The 15,670-nt window shown below is 69.7% G+C and carries 13 protein-coding genes; 8 read left to right on the top strand and 5 right to left on the bottom strand.

From position 1 onward, the window contains the following. Window positions 1-30: 30 nt before the first annotated feature. From O0235_RS11520 to O0235_RS11505, 4 genes are all read right to left on the bottom strand, one after another. Window positions 31-3,177 carry a type I restriction endonuclease subunit R gene (locus O0235_RS11520; RefSeq protein WP_270055928.1) on the bottom strand — a complete coding sequence of 1,049 codons (3,147 nt, stop codon included), beginning with the start codon at window positions 3,175-3,177 and terminating at the stop codon, window positions 31-33. Window positions 3,178-3,328: 151 nt separating this feature from the next. After that, window positions 3,329-3,964: a hypothetical protein gene (locus O0235_RS11515; RefSeq protein WP_270055927.1), complete on the bottom strand. Its 636-nt coding sequence runs from the start codon at window positions 3,962-3,964 to the stop codon at window positions 3,329-3,331. Between the two features lie 83 nt (window positions 3,965-4,047). Beyond that, a complete protein-coding gene (locus O0235_RS11510) occupies window positions 4,048-5,397 on the bottom strand; it encodes a restriction endonuclease subunit S (protein ID WP_270055926.1) in 1,350 nt (449 codons plus the stop codon). Then, a complete protein-coding gene (locus tag O0235_RS11505; protein ID WP_373324320.1) occupies window positions 5,387-7,045 on the bottom strand; it encodes a class I SAM-dependent DNA methyltransferase in 1,659 nt (552 codons plus the stop codon). Before O0235_RS11505 ends, O0235_RS11510 begins: the two co-directional genes overlap by 11 nt. A gap of 548 nt (window positions 7,046-7,593) precedes the next feature. Between O0235_RS11505 and O0235_RS16120 the strand changes: the two genes are divergently transcribed. The 8 genes from O0235_RS16120 to O0235_RS11470 are packed head-to-tail and all read left to right on the top strand — an operon-like array spanning window position 7,594 to window position 11,321. Then, the gene (locus tag O0235_RS16120) at window positions 7,594-7,773 is read left to right on the top strand and encodes a LexA family protein (RefSeq protein WP_373324448.1); all 180 of its coding nucleotides are present in this window, start codon (window positions 7,594-7,596) and stop codon (window positions 7,771-7,773) included. Then, on the top strand, window positions 7,770-8,645 hold the full coding sequence (locus tag O0235_RS11500; protein WP_270055924.1) for a hypothetical protein: 876 nt from the start codon (window positions 7,770-7,772) through the stop codon (window positions 8,643-8,645). Before O0235_RS16120 ends, O0235_RS11500 begins: the two co-directional genes overlap by 4 nt. Then, window positions 8,626-8,868: a hypothetical protein gene (locus O0235_RS11495; protein WP_270055923.1), complete on the top strand. Its 243-nt coding sequence runs from the start codon at window positions 8,626-8,628 to the stop codon at window positions 8,866-8,868. The genes O0235_RS11500 and O0235_RS11495 overlap by 20 nt, the downstream gene beginning before the upstream one ends. Continuing rightward, on the top strand, window positions 8,865-9,104 hold the full coding sequence (locus O0235_RS11490) for a hypothetical protein (RefSeq protein WP_270055922.1): 240 nt from the start codon (window positions 8,865-8,867) through the stop codon (window positions 9,102-9,104). Before O0235_RS11495 ends, O0235_RS11490 begins: the two co-directional genes overlap by 4 nt. Before the next feature lie 4 nt (window positions 9,105-9,108). Beyond that, a complete protein-coding gene (locus O0235_RS11485; protein ID WP_270055921.1) occupies window positions 9,109-9,276 on the top strand; it encodes a hypothetical protein in 168 nt (55 codons plus the stop codon). Beyond that, window positions 9,273-10,307 carry a hypothetical protein gene (locus O0235_RS11480; RefSeq protein WP_270055920.1) on the top strand — a complete coding sequence of 345 codons (1,035 nt, stop codon included), beginning with the start codon at window positions 9,273-9,275 and terminating at the stop codon, window positions 10,305-10,307. Before O0235_RS11485 ends, O0235_RS11480 begins: the two co-directional genes overlap by 4 nt. Next, window positions 10,225-11,094 (top strand): ATP-binding protein, encoded by an 870-nt coding sequence (locus O0235_RS11475; RefSeq protein WP_270055919.1) that lies wholly within the window; start codon window positions 10,225-10,227, stop codon window positions 11,092-11,094. Before O0235_RS11480 ends, O0235_RS11475 begins: the two co-directional genes overlap by 83 nt. Then, complete coding sequence (locus O0235_RS11470; RefSeq protein WP_270055918.1) at window positions 11,091-11,321, top strand: hypothetical protein; 231 nt, start codon at window positions 11,091-11,093, stop codon at window positions 11,319-11,321. The genes O0235_RS11475 and O0235_RS11470 overlap by 4 nt, the downstream gene beginning before the upstream one ends. A 2,625-nt stretch (window positions 11,322-13,946) precedes the next feature. Here the strand turns inward: O0235_RS11470 and O0235_RS11465 are convergent. Beyond that, window positions 13,947-14,114, bottom strand: coding sequence for a hypothetical protein (locus tag O0235_RS11465; protein ID WP_270055917.1), 168 nt, complete (start codon window positions 14,112-14,114; stop codon window positions 13,947-13,949). Window positions 14,115-15,670: the final 1,556 nt, after the last annotated feature.

Raw genomic sequence — 15,670 nt, 5'->3', positions numbered from 1 at the left:
CGGCGGAGGCGCCAGCTGGTGTCGCGGGGGTTAGGATGCCGCCGCCCACGCTTCGGACAGGAGGGCGGCTTGCTCCAGCACCGTTTGCGTCGCCTTTTCCTGCTTGTCGGGCGGATACCCGTGTTTGCGCAGGATGCGCTTGACGAGCACGCGCAAGTTTGCCCGCACGTTCTCGCGCAGGGTCCAGTCGATGGTGACGTTGTTGCGGACAGTGGCAACGAGTTCACGCGCGATGGCACGCAGGGTTTCGTCGCCCAGGACCTTCACGGCACTGTCGTTCGTTTCTAGCGCGTCGTAGAACGCGAGCTCCTCTTCGGTCAGCCCCAGCGCCTCGCCGCGTGCGTCGGCTTCGCGCATCTCTTTCGCCAACGCGATCAGCTCTTCGATGACCTGCGCCGTTTCGATGGTACGGTTGTGATAGCGGCGGACCGTCGCCTCCAGCATCTCGGCGAAGGAACGAGCCTGGACGACATTCTTACGGCGGCGGGAGTTGATTTCTCCCTTAAGCAGTTTCTGCAGCAGCTCGACAGCGAGGTTTTTATGGGGCATGCCGCGGACCTCGGCCAGGAACTCCTCCGAGAGGACCGAGATGTCGGGTTTGGTAAGACCCGCGGCAGCGAAGATATCTATCACGCCCTCCGGCGCTACCGCCCGCGAGATGATCTGCCGCACGGCATGCTCGATCTCCTCCTCCGGCCGCGCATCACCAGGTGCTCGCTTCAGGAAACCAGCCTGCACGGCCTGGAAGAACGCCACGTCATCGCGGATAGCCAGCGCTTTTTCGTGCGGCACCGCCAGGGCGAAGGCCTGCGACAGCTCCCGGACCGCCCGCGTCAAGCGATCTTTGCCGTTCTCTTGAGCCAGGATGTGCTCCCGAGCAGCAGACAAAAGCGAGAGCCGCTCTGGTGGTGTCCCGGAAGTCCACGGGGACCAGTCGAACCCGTGGAACAGGCCGCGGCAGACCTCGTACTTCTCAAGCATCACGTTCACGGCTTCTTCCTGGGCTTGAGCCGCCTCGCCGGTGCCGCCGCTCTCGGTGTAGGTGGCGAGCGCGGCCTTGAGCTCGTGGGCGAGGCCCAGGTAGTCCACCACCAGCCCGCCCGGCTTGTCGCGAAAGACGCGGTTCACCCGCGCAATCGCCTGCATCAGGCTATGACCGCGCATCGGCTTGTCGAGGTACATCGTGTGCAGCGGCGGCGCATCGAACCCCGTGAGCCACATATCGCGGACGATGACGAGCTTGAAGGGGTCGTTTGGGTCGCGGAATCGATGCGCCAGCGCCTCGCGCCGCGGCTTGGTGCGAATATGCGGCTGCCACTCCGGGGGGTCCGAGGCCGAGCCCGTCATGACGATCTTGATTTCGCCGCGGGTGTCGTCTTCGTCGTGCCAACCCGGGCGCAGCTTGACGATCTCCTGGTACAGCTCGACACAGATACGGCGGCTCATGCAGACGACCATCGCCTTACCTTCGAGCGCCTCCAGCCGCGATTCGAAGTGCCGGACGATGTCCTCCGCAATCATCCGAACCCGCTGCTCCGCGCCGACGATGGCCTCGAGCTGCGCCCACTTCGTCTTCAGCTTCTCCTTCTTCTCGACTTCCTCGCCTTCGGTGACGTCCTCGAACTCCTCGTCGATCTGCGGCTTCAGCTCCGGCGGCAAATCGAGCTTGGCGAGCCTGCTTTCGTAGTAGATGGGCACGGTGGCGCCGTCCTCCACCGCCCGCCGGATGTCGTAGATGCTGATGTAGTCGCCAAACACCGCGCGCGTGTTCGCGTCCGTCTTCTCGATTGGCGTCCCGGTAAAGCCGATGAAGGAGGCGTTCGGCAGCGCGTCGCGCATGTGCCGCGCGAAGCCGTCGATGAAATCGTACTGGCTGCGGTGCGCCTCATCCGCGATCACCACGATGTTTCGCCGGTCGGAAAGCACCGGGTGGCGGTCGCCCTTCGCCCCGGGGAGAAACTTCTGGATGGTGGTGAACACCACGCCGCCGGCCTGTACAGAGAGCCGCTGGCGCAGGTCCTCGCGGCTTTGCGCCTGCACCGGCGGCTGGCGCAAAAGGTCCTGGCACCGCGCGAACGTGCCGAAGAGCTGGTCGTCGAGGTCGTTGCGGTCGGTGAGGACGACCACGGTCGGGTTCCCCATCGCCGGCTCGCGGATGATGCGGCCAGCGTAAAAGGCCATCGTCAGGCTCTTGCCTGAGCCCTGCGTGTGCCAGACCACGCCGATCCGCCGGTCGCCCGGCCTGCCCCCGGCCTGCCTCCCTGCGTCGTACCCGCCCCTCGTCTCCGCGGCCTCGCCGGCCCGCTGCAACGCTGCCGCCCGCAACGTCTCTTCAACCGCGACGCGGACCGCGTGGAACTGGTGGTAGCCCGCCATTTTCTTGCTGAGGCGGCCGCTGCCATCGTCGTCGAAGACGATGAAGTCGCGCACCAGGTCAAGGAAACGCCGCGGCGCGAACACCCCCGTGATCACGACCTCCAGCTCGGGCAGGTGGGCGTCCGCCAGCTGCTCGCCCGCAATCGTGCGCCAGGGCTTGAACCACTCGCGCCCGGCGCCGAGTGCGCCGACCCGCGCCGCGAGGCCATCAGAGATGACCAGCACCTCGTTGAACGCAAACAGCGAGGGGATGTCGGCCTGGTACGTCTGGAGCTGCTGCCAGGCCGTCCAAATGGTCGCCTCCTCGTCGATGGCGTTTTTCAGCTCGATCACCACGAGCGGCAGCCCATTCACGAAGAGCACCACGTCCGGCCGCCGCTCGTGCCTGTTCTCCACGACCGTGAACTGGTTCAGGGCCAGCCAGTCGTTGCTGCGGGGGTCGTCGAAGTCGATCACCCGCGCCTGTGCGCCGCGGATTTCGCCCTCGCGCGTGCGGTACTCCACAGGCACCCCGTTGACCAGCATGCCGTGGAAGGCCCGGTTCCGTTGCAGCAGGTCGGCGCCTTCGGGCCGCGTGAGTTTGCGAAACGCATCTTCCAGCGCCTCAGCGGGCAGGTCGGGGTTGAGCCGTTCGAGCGCGCCGCGCAGCCGCTGCTCCAGCACCGCGTCGCCGTAGCTGGCACGCTCTGCCGCCGGCCTGCCCGGCGCGAAGTCCGGGCCGCGCGCAATCTGCCAGCCGCTGGCTTTCAGCCAGGCCAGCGCGGTCTCCTCGACGTCGGCTTCGGTGAATCGGGAGCTCACGCCGACATTCCACCCCACCCGCGCCGGGACCCCGGAGGCGCTCTCTTAACCAAACACTTGCTCATAACGTTACACCTTAGCGATAGTCCGTGTAGCTCATCCACCATGCTGTGGAAGGAGTAACGGTGCCGTCCTTCACGGGCGGCACCATTCATTGCGAGTCTGCACCGCCGGTGACTCCCGCGCGGCCCTGAATTTGCAGCACACACTCCCGAATCTGCGCGACCCGGACATCGACATCGGAAGCGCGTGCCCGCATTAATCCGGCCGCTGGGGAGGGCTCATCGCCGCCGACCGCGCGGGCGACGCATTCCTCCAACAGGTCGGCGGCAAGGCCGATCGCCCCAGCGGCGCGCTCGACGGTGAAGTAGGCGTTGGCCCGTCCGGTCTCCACCCCCAGCGGGTGCGGGGCTGATGCGCTGCTGGTTTCACCGCTATGTATCGCACTGTTCCGGTCATCGAAGAGTTGCCTCAGACGCTTTTCCAGGACGGCTCGCTCGATCGCGAACGCCGTGGTGAGTACATCGAGAACGGCCCTGGCAGCCTTGCCCCGAAACGCCGAATCACCCCCCGCGCGAATTGCGACTGTTTTCGCAAACGACTCGATACATGCGGCGCTCGCGACTGCAGCGACCATCGACGCACGGGTTTCTCCAATTAATGCCTCTCCATACTGTCCGCCGGCCGCCTGCACGCGCGCGGCGTCCCCACGGCAGCGCAGTGCCTCCTGCATATGGGCAAGTGCGATGTCCAGCCAGTACAGCCAGAAGGGCGTCGACATCTTCACCGCGGGAGGCTCGGCACCACCAGCCACCCGCGCCGTCTCAGCCCGGATGGCAACGTCGTGGCGCGGCGGAACAGGTGCCTCGCTCACGTGAGGCCTGCCCGTTCGAGGAACCGCTCCGCATCTTTCACCCGCAGCTCACCGGAGATCAGCTTGGGCAGCAGCGCGTCACGTAGCGCGGCAAGAGTGCGGGACTGTGCCATGAGATCGAGGCGTTGGCTGAGGCCGAACATTTTTGCGAACTCAGCGGCGATCGAATCTGGCGGCACGGTCACGATGAAGCTGGCAAGCGCACTATGGACATCGAAATTCGGAAAGGCGGTACCCGTGCGGAACGACTGAAGCAGCCCATCTCGGTACGCCTGCCGCAACTGCATCCAGCAGATCACCGCCTGACTCCCGCTGCACACTGGATTGAGCCGCTTGCAGAAATTGCTGTAAATGACGGGCTTGCCGATCAGCGCCGAATAGTCCTGCCTCCAGATCATGCTTCTGCCGCAGAACGATCCTGAACCCTCGATCAAGATGGTTCCATCCAACAACTCGCGATCTGCAGCCTGCTTTGGCGAGACCCAACGCACGGGGACTTGAGGAATGCGTCCCTCTGCCAAGTCGTGACAGTCGATACCGCGCAGGCAACGTACCGCGATGCTGGCGCGAGTCGTCGCCGCATCATCTCCCCACGCACCTCCGAGACCAACTTCGAAAAAACGCCCCAGCGTCCCCACCTCCCACCCCTCGGGAATCTCGCCCAGCTCCGAATCCACCAGCCGCTCCGGGAAGAGGTCGTAGAGGTGGGCCGGCAGGCCCGGGAGCGATTCCCCGCGCCGCCAGCGCCCTTCCATCTTGGCCCGCACCGGCTCGAAATCCACGAACCACGCCTGGAAGAGCGCCCGCGCCATCGCCTCCAGCGTCTCGCTCATCCGCCGGTTCAGCTCGATCTTGTCATCCAACGTGCCGAGGATGTGCGCAATGGCGCGCTGTTCGGAAAGGGGAGGGACAGCTGTGTGGGTCGCTTTGAGGTCCCGAATCGTCACATGGCCCATCGTCGTCTTCTTGTTTTCTGCAAATCCTAGGAACGTGGGCATCTGTCCTTCGAGCAGATAGCGCAGAAATCTCTGGTCGATGCCCGGTCGAGCGACCACGCGGAATATGTGCTGATTTAGTGCAGCCGCTGGTCCTCGATACCTGAAGATCCCCACAGAGCCAGACCACGCGAAGAGCAAGTCACCGTCGCGGACCCAGTGCCTTTCCGCGACGGCATGCACTGGTATACGGTCAGTGCTTGGTGATATGCCACCGTTCAGTTCGGCGATCTTGATGACTGGAACCCCATAGCGCTGTACCTCGGACGGCCTCGTTGCCCTTCCATTGATGTAGTCCGCGACGTCGTAGAGGCTCCACACCTGCCAGCCGTCTGGCACCTCACCCCCCATAGCCCAGCTCCTCCAGGTTCCTCGCGATCGCGGCATCGAGCTTCGCCGCCTCGGCTTGCTGCTCGCGGAGCTGCGCCACGAGCCGCTGCATCTTCTCCGCGAACGGCTCGCCGTCGTCGTCTCTCGCCTCGGCGCCGACGTAGCGGCCGGGCGTGAGCACGTACCCGTGCGCACGGATCTCGTCGAGCGTGGCGCTCTTGCAGAAGCCCGGGACGTCCTCGTAGGCGCCCGCTTCCTGCTCACCCCGCCAGGCGTGGTAGGTGTTCGCAATACGGGCGATGTCCTCGTCGGTCAGCTCGCGGTGGGTGCGGTCCACCATGCGGCCCAGCTTGCGCGCGTCGATGAAGAGCACCTCGCCGCGGCGGTCGCGCAGGGGCTGGCCCCGGCCGGCTGGCGGACGACCGCTCTTGTCCCGCGCCAGGAACCAGAGGCACGCGGGGATCTGTGTCGAGTAGAAGAGCTGGCCCGGCAGCGCCACCATGCAGTCCACCAGGTCCGCCTCGATGATGTTCTTCCGGATTTCGCCCTCGCCGGACTGGCTGGAGGACATCGAGCCGTTGGCGAGCACGAATCCCGCGACCCCCGTGGGCGCCAGGTGGTAAATCATGTGCTGCACCCACGCGAAGTTCGCGTTGCCGGTTGGGGGCACGCCGTAGACCCAGCGCTTATCGTCGCGCAGCCGTTCGCCGCCCCAGTCGGAGACGTTGAACGGGGGATTGGCGAGGATGTAGTCCGCCTTCAGATCGGGGAACCGGTCGTTGTGGAAGGTATCGCCCTGCGCGAGCTGGCCATCGATGCCGCGGATGGCGAGGTTCATCTTGGCGAGCCGCCAGGTCGTGTAGTTCAGCTCCTGGCCGTAGATGGAGATATCGGCCTTCGCCCTGCCGCCGTTGCCGTTGCCCGATGCATGGGCGCGGATGAATTCGAACGACTGGACGAACATGCCCCCCGACCCGCAGCAGGGGTCGTACACGCGGCCGCGGTAGGGCTCGAGCATCTCCACGAGCAGCCGGACGATGCAGCGCGGGGTGTAGAACTCGCCGCCCTTCTTGCCCTCGGCGCTCGCAAACTGGCCGAGGAAGTACTCGTAGACGCGCCCAAGGACGTCGTGGTCGCGCGCCTGCGCATCGCCGACGCGGATGTTTGAGATGAGGTCGACCAGCTGGCCGAGGCGCTGCTTATCGAGCGCGGGGCGGGCGTAGTCCTTGGGCAGGACGCCCTTGAGCGCCGGGTTGTCGCGCTCGATGCCGGCCATCGCGTCGTCGATGAGCTGGCCGATGGTCGGCTGCTTTGCCTGGTGCTTCAGGTAGTCCCAGCGGGCTTCCGGCGGCACCCAGAAGACGTTGCGGGCGCGGTACTCGTCCGGGTCCTCCGGGTCTGCGCCTTCGTCACGCTCCGATTCAAGCCTCGCGTGCTGCTCCTCGAAGGCATCCGAGATGTACTTGAGGAAGATCAGGCCGAGGACGACGTGCTTGTATTCGGCCGCGTCCATGCTGCCGCGGAGTGCATCCGCCATCTTCCACAGCTCGGCCTCGTAGCCAAGCACGGCGCCGCCTTTCGCGGCGCTGGCAGCGTTACCCCCGCGTCGGCGGCCCCGCTTCGTTTCTGGCGCCTCCCCCGGCAATGATTCGACAGAGAACTGCGTCATCGCCACCTCCGTTCAGCTCGTGAGAACTTCCCCCGATCTTTACCATCAAGACGCGTCAGCCGCTGTCGCTTTCCCGATGCCGGGGCCCACACCGCGCCAACCCCTGACGTCATGCCGCACACCCCTCCCGGCTCGCCAAACCGGTCCGCTACCATGGCCTCACCTCGCTAGAACAGGTGTTCTGATCTATGGCGGAGCTGGTCGTCGTCGTCATCGAGACTCCCTCCCCCGGGACGCTCGCCCCCTGGCTCGCCCGCTGCCCGGGACGACTGGCGGCGGGCCCCCGGTCGCTGCCCTCTCCTCGCGAAGCCGAAGCAATCCTCGCGGTTCGCACGGCCCGGCGCCGCCTTCCGCCCACCACCTCCAGCCGGACGCTGCCGCCGCCCCGGCCGGCCCCGCTGGCCGCACCGTCGCTTCCAGTCCGCCGCGCGTCCGCCCGCCGCACCGCGGCTCCCGCCGCTGAACCGACTCGGTCACGGCGCGCAGTCTAGCACGCCCCGCTACCGCCGGGCCGCTGGGCCGCCGCCAGCCTCTGGCGCGAACGCGGCATCCCGCCCACCGTCCGCGAACTCGCCGAGCGCGCCGGCTTCCGCGGTTCGAGCACCGCCTACTACTGGCTCCACGAACTGCGCGACGAAGGCTACCTCGACTGGGACGACCGCACCTTCCGCTCGCTCCGGCTCACCCCGCGCGGGCTCGAACACCTGCAGCTGAAGGAGGCACGATGACCGCCGACACCGCCACCATCCAGCCCGCTCTCGCCGACGCGCCCGCCGCGCCGGCCCAGCCCCAGCCCGCCGCGCCGGCCCAGCCCCAGCCCGCCGCCGCCGACGCCGGCGCCCTCCTCGAACAGGTCATCGTCGGCGGCGACCTCGCCCGGCTCACGCCCGCCCAGCGGCTCGACTACTACCGCCGCGTCTGCGACTCGCTCGGCCTCAACCCGCTCACCAAGCCGTTGGACTACCTCCACCTCAACGGCCGCCTCGTCCTCTACGCCACCCGCACCGCCACCGACCAGCTTCGGGCGAACCGCGGCATCTCCGTTGAAATCACCAGCCGCGAAATGCTCGCCGAGGCCGGCCTCTACGTCGTCACCGCCCGCGCCGTCGACCGCACCGGCCGCAGCGACGAAGCCGTCGGCGCTGTCAGCATCGCCGGCCTCAAAGGCGAACCGCTCGCCAACGCCCTCATGAAGGCCGAGACGAAGGCGAAGCGCCGCGCCACCCTCTCCCTCGCCGGCCTCGGCTGGATGGACGAGACCGAAGCCGGCGACGTCCCCGGCGCCCGGCCAGCCCGCGTCGACCGGGAGACCGGCGAGCTGCTCGAACCGCACCCGCTGCCCGCAGCCGGCGCCGGCGAACCGCCCGTCCAGCTCGACCGCGGCCAGTGGGAGGCGCTCGGCCACGCCCTCCGCGCCAACGGCCTCACCAAACAGCAGCTCGTCGCCTACCTCGACGCCGAGCTCGGCCCGAACCGCCTCGGCCCGGCGGCGAAGGTGCGCGAATGGTTCCGGCGCAACCCGGAGGCCGACGTCATCACCCTCGTCGCCGAGGTCTACCGCTTCGAACAGGGGGACGGCGATGACGGCCCGGCAGCGTGACCGCCACGTCCACCGCTGGCGCATCGACGAGCCGAACGGCACGCCGTGGCTCGAAGGCCGCTGCGCTGCCTGCGGCGCCTGCCGCCGCTTCCCGGCCTCGCACGAGGCGTGGGTCGGCCAGGCCGCCGGACGGGGCATCAGCCGTGATCGCCTCTACCCGGCCATCTACCACACCGACCTCCCGTCTTACCTCCGGGTGCGCGAGTGGAGGGAATGGGCATGAACCGGTGGCCGCTTACCGCGAACTGGCTCCCGGCGCCCGGCTGCGACCTCGCTGCCGCCGGCCGGCGCGCCGGGGATTACGAATCCCGCTTCGGCTGGCTCTCGCCGGACGAAGAGCTGGTGATGGAGTGGGCCGTCGACCGGCGCGCGCCGCTGGCGGCCGCCCGCAGCCCGTACGCCCTCTGGCGCGGCGGCTGGCTCGACCTCCGCGCCGTCGCCTGGCTCGGGAGGAACTGACGCCATGCCCCACCTCCACGTCCGCATCCGCCGCGGCCGGTTCGTCATCGACGAGTACGTCGTCCCGCACGGCGACGAGCTCGCAGCTGCCGCCGGCGCGGCCGCTCTCCCCTGCGCGAACCCGGCCTGCGTGGTCGGGACATCGTTCTCGCTCCGGAGGTGCCGCGGATGAGCTGGGTCCGCCTCGACGACACGTTCGGCCATCACCCGAAGGTCGTCTCGCTCAGCGGCCGCGCCTTCCGGGTGCACGTCCTGGCGCTCTGCTACGCCTCCCAGCACGAGACGGACGGCTTCATCCCGGCCGGCGTCCTCCCCGTCATCCTCGGCTCGAAGCGGACCGCCGCCGAGCTCGAAGCCGCCGGCCTCTGGGAGCAGACCGCCGGCGGCTGGGTCATCCACGACTATCTTCTCTATAACCCGAGCCGCGCCGAGCTCGACGACGAGCGGAAGCGGCGGTCCGAGCGCGCCGGCGCCGCCGCCTCCGCCCGCTGGAGCCGGCGCCCGCGCGAAGCCGGTGAGTCGCCGCCGGCAGCAGCCGCGGCTGCCCCGCAGCAGGCGCCGGATCAGCAGCCGCCCGCATCGCCAGCCGATGCTCCCCGCATGCCGGACGGCATGCCAACCGCATGCCCGGCGCATGCCGCAGCCCATGCGCGGCGCATGCCCGACGGCATGCTCGACGCATGCTCCGAGCATGCCGAAGGCGATGCTCAGCCGATGCTCGAGGGATGCTCGAGCGATGCCACATCCCCTTTACGACCCCAGAGATGTGACGACTCCTCCCTTCGGTCGTCGTCGTCACATCCAGCGCGCAAAGCGCGCGACGACGACCTGAAATCCCTCCCCGAGCGCAGCCCGGCCGCTGCCGCCGGCGCCCTCGAGGAGGCCCCCGGCGGTCCATCCGCCGCCGACCCGCCGGCCGTCCGCGAAGTGCGCGACCTGGTGCTCGCGGCGCTCCCGCGGAAGTTCCAGGCCGACCCGCTCACGTTCGACGAAGCCGCCCAGCTCGGCCGCGACTTCGCCGGCGCCCACGAGGCCGTCGCCGCCGCCATCGCCGAATGCCGCCGGCGCAGCCAGCTCCCGTTCCCCTCCCGGGTCCGGGCCATCCTGCAGGAGGTGCAGCATGCGAACGCTCAAGGACGCCCTTGGGGCGCTGACGACCCCATCCTCGCCCAGCTCCGGGCAGCCGGCGCCCTCGTCGAATGAGCCGCGCCCCGGCTGGGGCGAGCTCCCCCGCTGCCCCGCCTGCGGCGCCGACGACGTCGAACCGCCCGACTGGCGCCACCGCTGCTGCGTCTGCCGCGATGGCGGCCGCATCCGCCGCGGCTGGCCCGCCGGCCACCCGATGTTCGGCCGCTCCGAACCCTGCCCCGCCTGCGCCGGCGCCGCCGCAATCACGCCCGCTCCCGGGAGCCAGCCCGCGCCGCCGCCCGAAGAGCGCATGCGCATCCCCGCCCGCTACCGGCCCGTCCGCATCGAGACCTGGCTGCCGCCGGACGGCAAGCCGCGCCTCGCCGCCGCAGCCTACGCCGCCAGCTGGCCGCCGCCGAAACCGGTGCTCTTCCTCACCGGCGAGCGCGGCACCGGCAAGACCCACCTCGCCTGCGGCATCCTCAGGCAGGTCTTCGAACAGCACGGCGTCCGCGGTCAGTTCTGGCCCGTCGTCGACCTCCTCGACCGGCTCCGCCGCGCCTCCGACCCCGACCGCGCCACCGAAACCGTCGACGACGTCCAGGAGCAGCTCCTCCGCGTCCCGCTCCTCGTCCTCGACGACCTCGGCGCCCACCGCGGCACCGAATGGGCCGAAGAACGGCTCTTCGCGCTCGTCGACGGCCGCTACCGCGACGCTCTGCCGATGGTCGTGACCTCGAACGTGACGCTGCAGGAGCTGGCGCCGCGCGTCCGCTCGCGGCTCGTCGACACCGCCTCGTCCGTGGTGGTCCAGGTCACCGGCCCGGACCGCCGGATGGGCGCGCCGAGGGACGCCGCATGATCGCCGCGCTCCGCCGCCAGTCCGTCCGCTGCGACGGCCGCGCGCTCGCCATCGAACCCGTGACGGACGCCGCCGGGCGGCCGCGGCTCCGGCTGGCGGTGGTGCTGAACCCGCATGCCGGCGGCTACCTGCGCGTCATCGCCGCCGAGCTGACGCCGCGGCAGGCGCACCAGCTCATCGCCGCCGTAGAGAACCTGCTCCTCGAGGAGGGCTTGCCCGATGAGTGACGTGGTGGAGTTCGAGGTGCCGCTGCCGCCGGCCGAGGYCKCSSSGAWYCKMSKSGYSWMMCKGMTSSMSCSKMYGYSSSSGYYSRSCSGCTMMCKSKKRSYCSKSYKYYMGYYCSCYCGSSRGGMKYYGWSYGGKSRRRCKTSRGMYRYSMKYCRCCKSCWSMRGSKCWSGSWYSRSYYWSRGSTYKSMSKSSSMWSSYSSSGMKKCGASKGSTGMWACCKSCCSGGCTGRYSCKGRMRAMKCMSWSSYMGCCRCYAWSYMGSWSRTSGWYKSRSTSMYCKMSSSSGGMYTSSWSKRGKRWRACAKSKGSMGSKWMCWCGAGCTSGRCACCKKSWCRRMGRMKKMCKSSRGYKWMMSYSSCSTCGCGSGKWYKSSWGSRGKSARMMSASKRWKSCSCRSWSYGMKGWSRWKSSGYTGRCKKSYRCWRRYYTYMSKCMMCTSGCGCRKSRTYSGMGYSSKSRMMYCYSGMGRYSSMRSWCSYSMKGRSSKCRKCRKGRYKCTKSTRCGSYKKSRRKSSSSYCGCGGRKRWTSRMSYGSYKRRASWGSKGMCGGCTSKSKGMGGSGMSSYMSKSSGMYMTCSRCSSYYKSRSYSCSCWSGMGSGGMKYCKMSSSGYSRMMSCWGCSMGMKMMKSYSSSSKCYMSGMSGCGARCYSSYSMKCSKYYSRGTCCCCTYGYKSGRWKWCGAGCGSYRRMACMSMGGWRGMCKMSSWMRMCSRRGSCGRMGCYTGMCGTCMSGSRSKYYSWGYYCSMKMSCRGGKRYYSGRSMGSYGRMRCCSGMRRMGSTSSYCSKSSCSGSKMCKCKMGMCYCGSGSSKRYTKCMSYSSSCTCGCGSGSMWWCSRSSGSWSMWWSSSWMRTWSGRYMYMGRSMMGSRKWCYKMMTCGSCACGGKYMRKYYYYRGTCCMCKYSCRSSRRKTCSAGSSSWKMARCGCCAGCSCKMMGMMGSCGRSSCSRWYSWYMWRSMWMWYCYYCRKYKYYMRYCYCMYMSSGKRRRKKSRWGSGKKKRWRSKSRSSWRYMKYWSCMTYKSAGSGTYYCRGTMKSGYCMCCKWCMKSTTWCAGTCCCCTCGCGGGGATTCGAGCGGTGAAACWTCCRSYASSSCGGCCKSRAYCAKGSSSMCMRMTKCMTRSRGTTTCAGTCCCCTCGCGGGGATTCGAGCGGTGAAACTTCAGMYGGMWKYKSMRSSMKACYRSGMGYRGMTSMMSGACGAGTMGTTTCAGTCCCCTCGCGGGGATTCGAGYGGTGAAACTCTMSTACGGKCKCGGCACRGMWYCTSSSYCGGYWCGSYCYRGTTTCAGTCCCCTCGCGGGGATTCGAGYGGTGAAACKSMKCSMSCCKCCGTSCSGSKCSARCSRYWYRSWKRWWSYCCGGTTTCAGTCCCCTCGCGGGGATTCGAGCKGTGAAACGCGGGAATCTCAGCACCTCGGAGGGTTTCGGTATGGCCACCTTCATGTTTCAGTCCCCTCGCGGGGATTCGAGCGGTGAAACTTCAGAYGGYAYSYSRRCSYKRMYSRGSSKGSCCACTMWSAWYSAYGRMGTTTCAGTCCCCTCGCGGGGATTCGAGYGGTGAAACKCCGGATKWSYMSGSRSRCSRCSAGCASCTCGGGTCACCGGTTMSSMSTRGTTTCAGTCCCCTCGCGGGGATTCGAGYGGTGAAACTCAGAYSMWSMSYSSGTCGYCGGTCCAGCYSSKCRSYSSKMKCCYSGTTTCAGTCCCCTCGCGGGGATTCGAGYGGTGAAACTTCAGCCATGCTTCACCTCCTSAARSCASYAKKGAYRMSSCWSRSSKKWYRKKCYMSKCGSSKGSMCGGTTCCCCCTCGCCTCGATTCTGCCCGCCCCCCGCTGCCGGCTGTCAACGGCTGGGGCCCGGCCCACGCGGAGCCTCGAGCAGCCACGCAGCCGAACCCGGCCGCGACCTTCGCCCCGACCCCGGCGAACGCCGCGAAGGCAGCCAGCGCGCTGGGCAGCCCGGCGTAGGGGCCGCTCCGTTCGCGCATCTCGAACTCGGCAGCGCCCACGAAGGCCGGGACGAGGCCACGCAGCTGGACAGCGACGCTCTGCAGCCGGTGCCGCCTCAGCGCGACCCGCGGGACGGCCTCATCGGCTCGCCGGCCCGAGGTCGACGGGCGACCATGCCCGCCACCGCTCGAGGAGGCTCCCGAACAGGGTCCAGTGGGGAACCGGGAGCGGCAGATAGTTCCCCGCCGACCGGAAGGTGGCAGGCGTCGAGGAAGCGCATCCGCACCACGCGCGCCGGGGGGATGGCGAGCAGTCCCTCGGCGACTTCTGCCCACCGCGCGCAGCGGAGGCCCGGGCGGGGGCGGTGGCCTCCCACCAGTGCGCGTTCAGCAGCACCCTGCCCCCCATGCGCTCAGCGATGCGGAGGACTGGTTCCGCAAGCGGACCGTAGCCTGCCACCACGAGTGTGGCGTCTTCGCCGTCTCTCGGCAGCGCGATGTGGAACGGTTTCTCCCCGTTCGCGTCGTGGATGTCCGTCCGCGAGCCGCTCGTCGAGCGCCGCAACGCTGCCCATACAGCCAGGCCTGGAGGGCCCGGCGCCGGGAAGTCCTCCGGGATGGCGCCGCCCGCCCAGCGGCCAGGGATTTCGATGCGGACCAGTTCACGGCTCACAGCTGGTCCACCCGGGTGAGCGCGACCCAGCCGAGCCCGGGGACCCAGCCGCCGTTGGTGTTCACCACCCGGCGGCCGGCCGGGAAGGCCGCAGGGTCGGGGGCCTTCGAGCGGGAAATCTTGTAGACCTGGAGCAGGTCGGCCATCAGCTGGCGGTCCCGCATCAGATGGCGCCCGACCGTCTTTGCCGTCCAGCCGGTGCCGAATCCGCAGCGCGGACGTAGGCATGTCGTACGGGCTGCCGGAGAGCGCCCCCTCGAAGGCGGAGGCCACCGCGGCGTCCCGCCGCCGCCAGTGGTCCACCTCGATCGACCGGAGGGCTTCACCCCAGCGTTTGAGAACGCCCAGGAGGTCGTCTCCCCAGAGCGAGCGGCGACCGCGGTCGAGCTCCCGCCACGGGGAGAAGCTGCCAGGCGCCAGGGTGAGCTCCGAGCGGAACGTGCTGCCGGGAGTGACGGCCTCGACCCACAGCGGGATCGCCTGGTCTCCCCGGCTGCCGCTGGAGCGCACCTGCACTTCCGCGGCGGCGAGCCACCGGGACCGCCGTCGAACGGAGCGTCGCTCATCCGCAGCCAGCGGTGTGGCGTCCCGGTTCGGGGAAGTCGCTGCCGGGCCGCGTGTTTGGCACCTTGACATCGAAGGCTGCCTGTTCCAGCTGCCGGGCGGCGGGCTCCCCGGATGCGCGGTCGCGCATCGGCCTGCGAACGGCCTGCACGGCGGCAAGCGGGCTGCCAGGCGACCCATGCATCGAGGAGAGCGGAGCGGAAAGCCCCCTTGAGCGTGCTGCCCGGCACGTACACGTTGCCGAGCCCATCGCGGATGAACGCGTGGATATCCTGCCCAACGCGGCGGGAACCACCAGCAGGGGAGCCAGACCTCGCGAGTCGCGGCGGCAGCGTGGCGGGCCGGGAGCTTCGCGGCGACCTGCCCATCGCGCACCTGCTCGAACTCCCGTTCATCGAGCAGCTCGAGCGCCCGGTCGACGTCGATGAGCCGGACGCGCTCCTGCGGCCCGGGCTCGACGCGGAAGTCGTAGTCGCGAAGGTATGTTTGGCCGGCGCCGATGTGGAGCGGTGTGCAAACCTTGAAGGTGAGCCGGAAACGCAGGAAGGGCGTGCTCACAGGGCGGCCTCCTCGAGGAACAGGCCGAAGCCGTACCGGTACACCGGGTGGGGCCCGCCGGCCTCGGGGGTGACGTCAGCCAGCGCCGCCGCCGGGGCCGTTCCCGCCACGGAGATAGGAGCCTTCGGCCACCATCGCGACCCGCCGGGAGCGTGCGTCCCTGCCATTCGGGCGATGCGATCCAGCCGCCCCGCTCGACGACGCGGTAGCCCCGGTCGGCGGGCAGCTCGAGCGCGCCGCTTGCGAGGTCGGCTGGCGTCGAGCCAGGCCAGCGAGAGCAGCGGCCACCGCGCCCGGGGAGCCGGAAACCGGAACGGGCGATGCCACCGGGTCCAGCGGCCGAAACCGGCCGAGGCCGGTCGAGCGCTCCCGCGCCGATCCCGGCCTCGCCGAGGACTTCGAAGCAGGTGAGGATGCGGTCGAGCGCCGCCTGGTCGGACGCGAGGGCGACTGATGCATCGGGCATGAGGCGGATGGCGCCGGTCCGGGCGAGCTGGGAAGTGCGCCGCCGCGGCTTCGAAGAGCGCCGAAGCTCCTGAGACGCGGTCGACGGTGACCCGGGGCCGCGAACTCAGCGCCCAGGGCTGGAGACGCGGCC

This window comes from Tepidiforma flava, assembly GCF_027594505.1.
Taxonomy (GTDB): Bacteria; Chloroflexota; Dehalococcoidia; order Tepidiformales; family Tepidiformaceae; genus Tepidiforma; species Tepidiforma flava.
This window is presented reverse-complemented; position numbering and strand designations above follow the sequence as displayed.

Excerpts from the sequence above, each read along its gene's own strand:
- O0235_RS11465 (WP_270055917.1), bottom strand. The coding sequence starts at position 14,114 with ATGCGGGACCGCCAGCTGATGGCCGACCTGCTCCAGGTCTACAAGATT.
- O0235_RS11470 (WP_270055918.1), top strand. The coding sequence starts at position 11,091 with ATGATCGCCGCGCTCCGCCGCCAGTCCGTCCGCTGCGACGGCCGCGCG.
- O0235_RS11490 (WP_270055922.1), top strand. The coding sequence starts at position 8,865 with ATGAACCGGTGGCCGCTTACCGCGAACTGGCTCCCGGCGCCCGGCTGC.
- O0235_RS11495 (WP_270055923.1), top strand. The coding sequence starts at position 8,626 with ATGACGGCCCGGCAGCGTGACCGCCACGTCCACCGCTGGCGCATCGAC.
- O0235_RS11510 (WP_270055926.1), bottom strand. The coding sequence starts at position 5,397 with ATGGGGGGTGAGGTGCCAGACGGCTGGCAGGTGTGGAGCCTCTACGAC.
- O0235_RS11475 (WP_270055919.1), top strand. The coding sequence starts at position 10,225 with ATGCGAACGCTCAAGGACGCCCTTGGGGCGCTGACGACCCCATCCTCG.
- O0235_RS11480 (WP_270055920.1), top strand. The coding sequence starts at position 9,273 with ATGAGCTGGGTCCGCCTCGACGACACGTTCGGCCATCACCCGAAGGTC.
- O0235_RS11505 (WP_373324320.1), bottom strand. The coding sequence starts at position 7,045 with ATGACGCAGTTCTCTGTCGAATCATTGCCGGGGGAGGCGCCAGAAACG.
- O0235_RS11485 (WP_270055921.1), top strand. The coding sequence starts at position 9,109 with ATGCCCCACCTCCACGTCCGCATCCGCCGCGGCCGGTTCGTCATCGAC.
- O0235_RS11500 (WP_270055924.1), top strand. The coding sequence starts at position 7,770 with ATGACCGCCGACACCGCCACCATCCAGCCCGCTCTCGCCGACGCGCCC.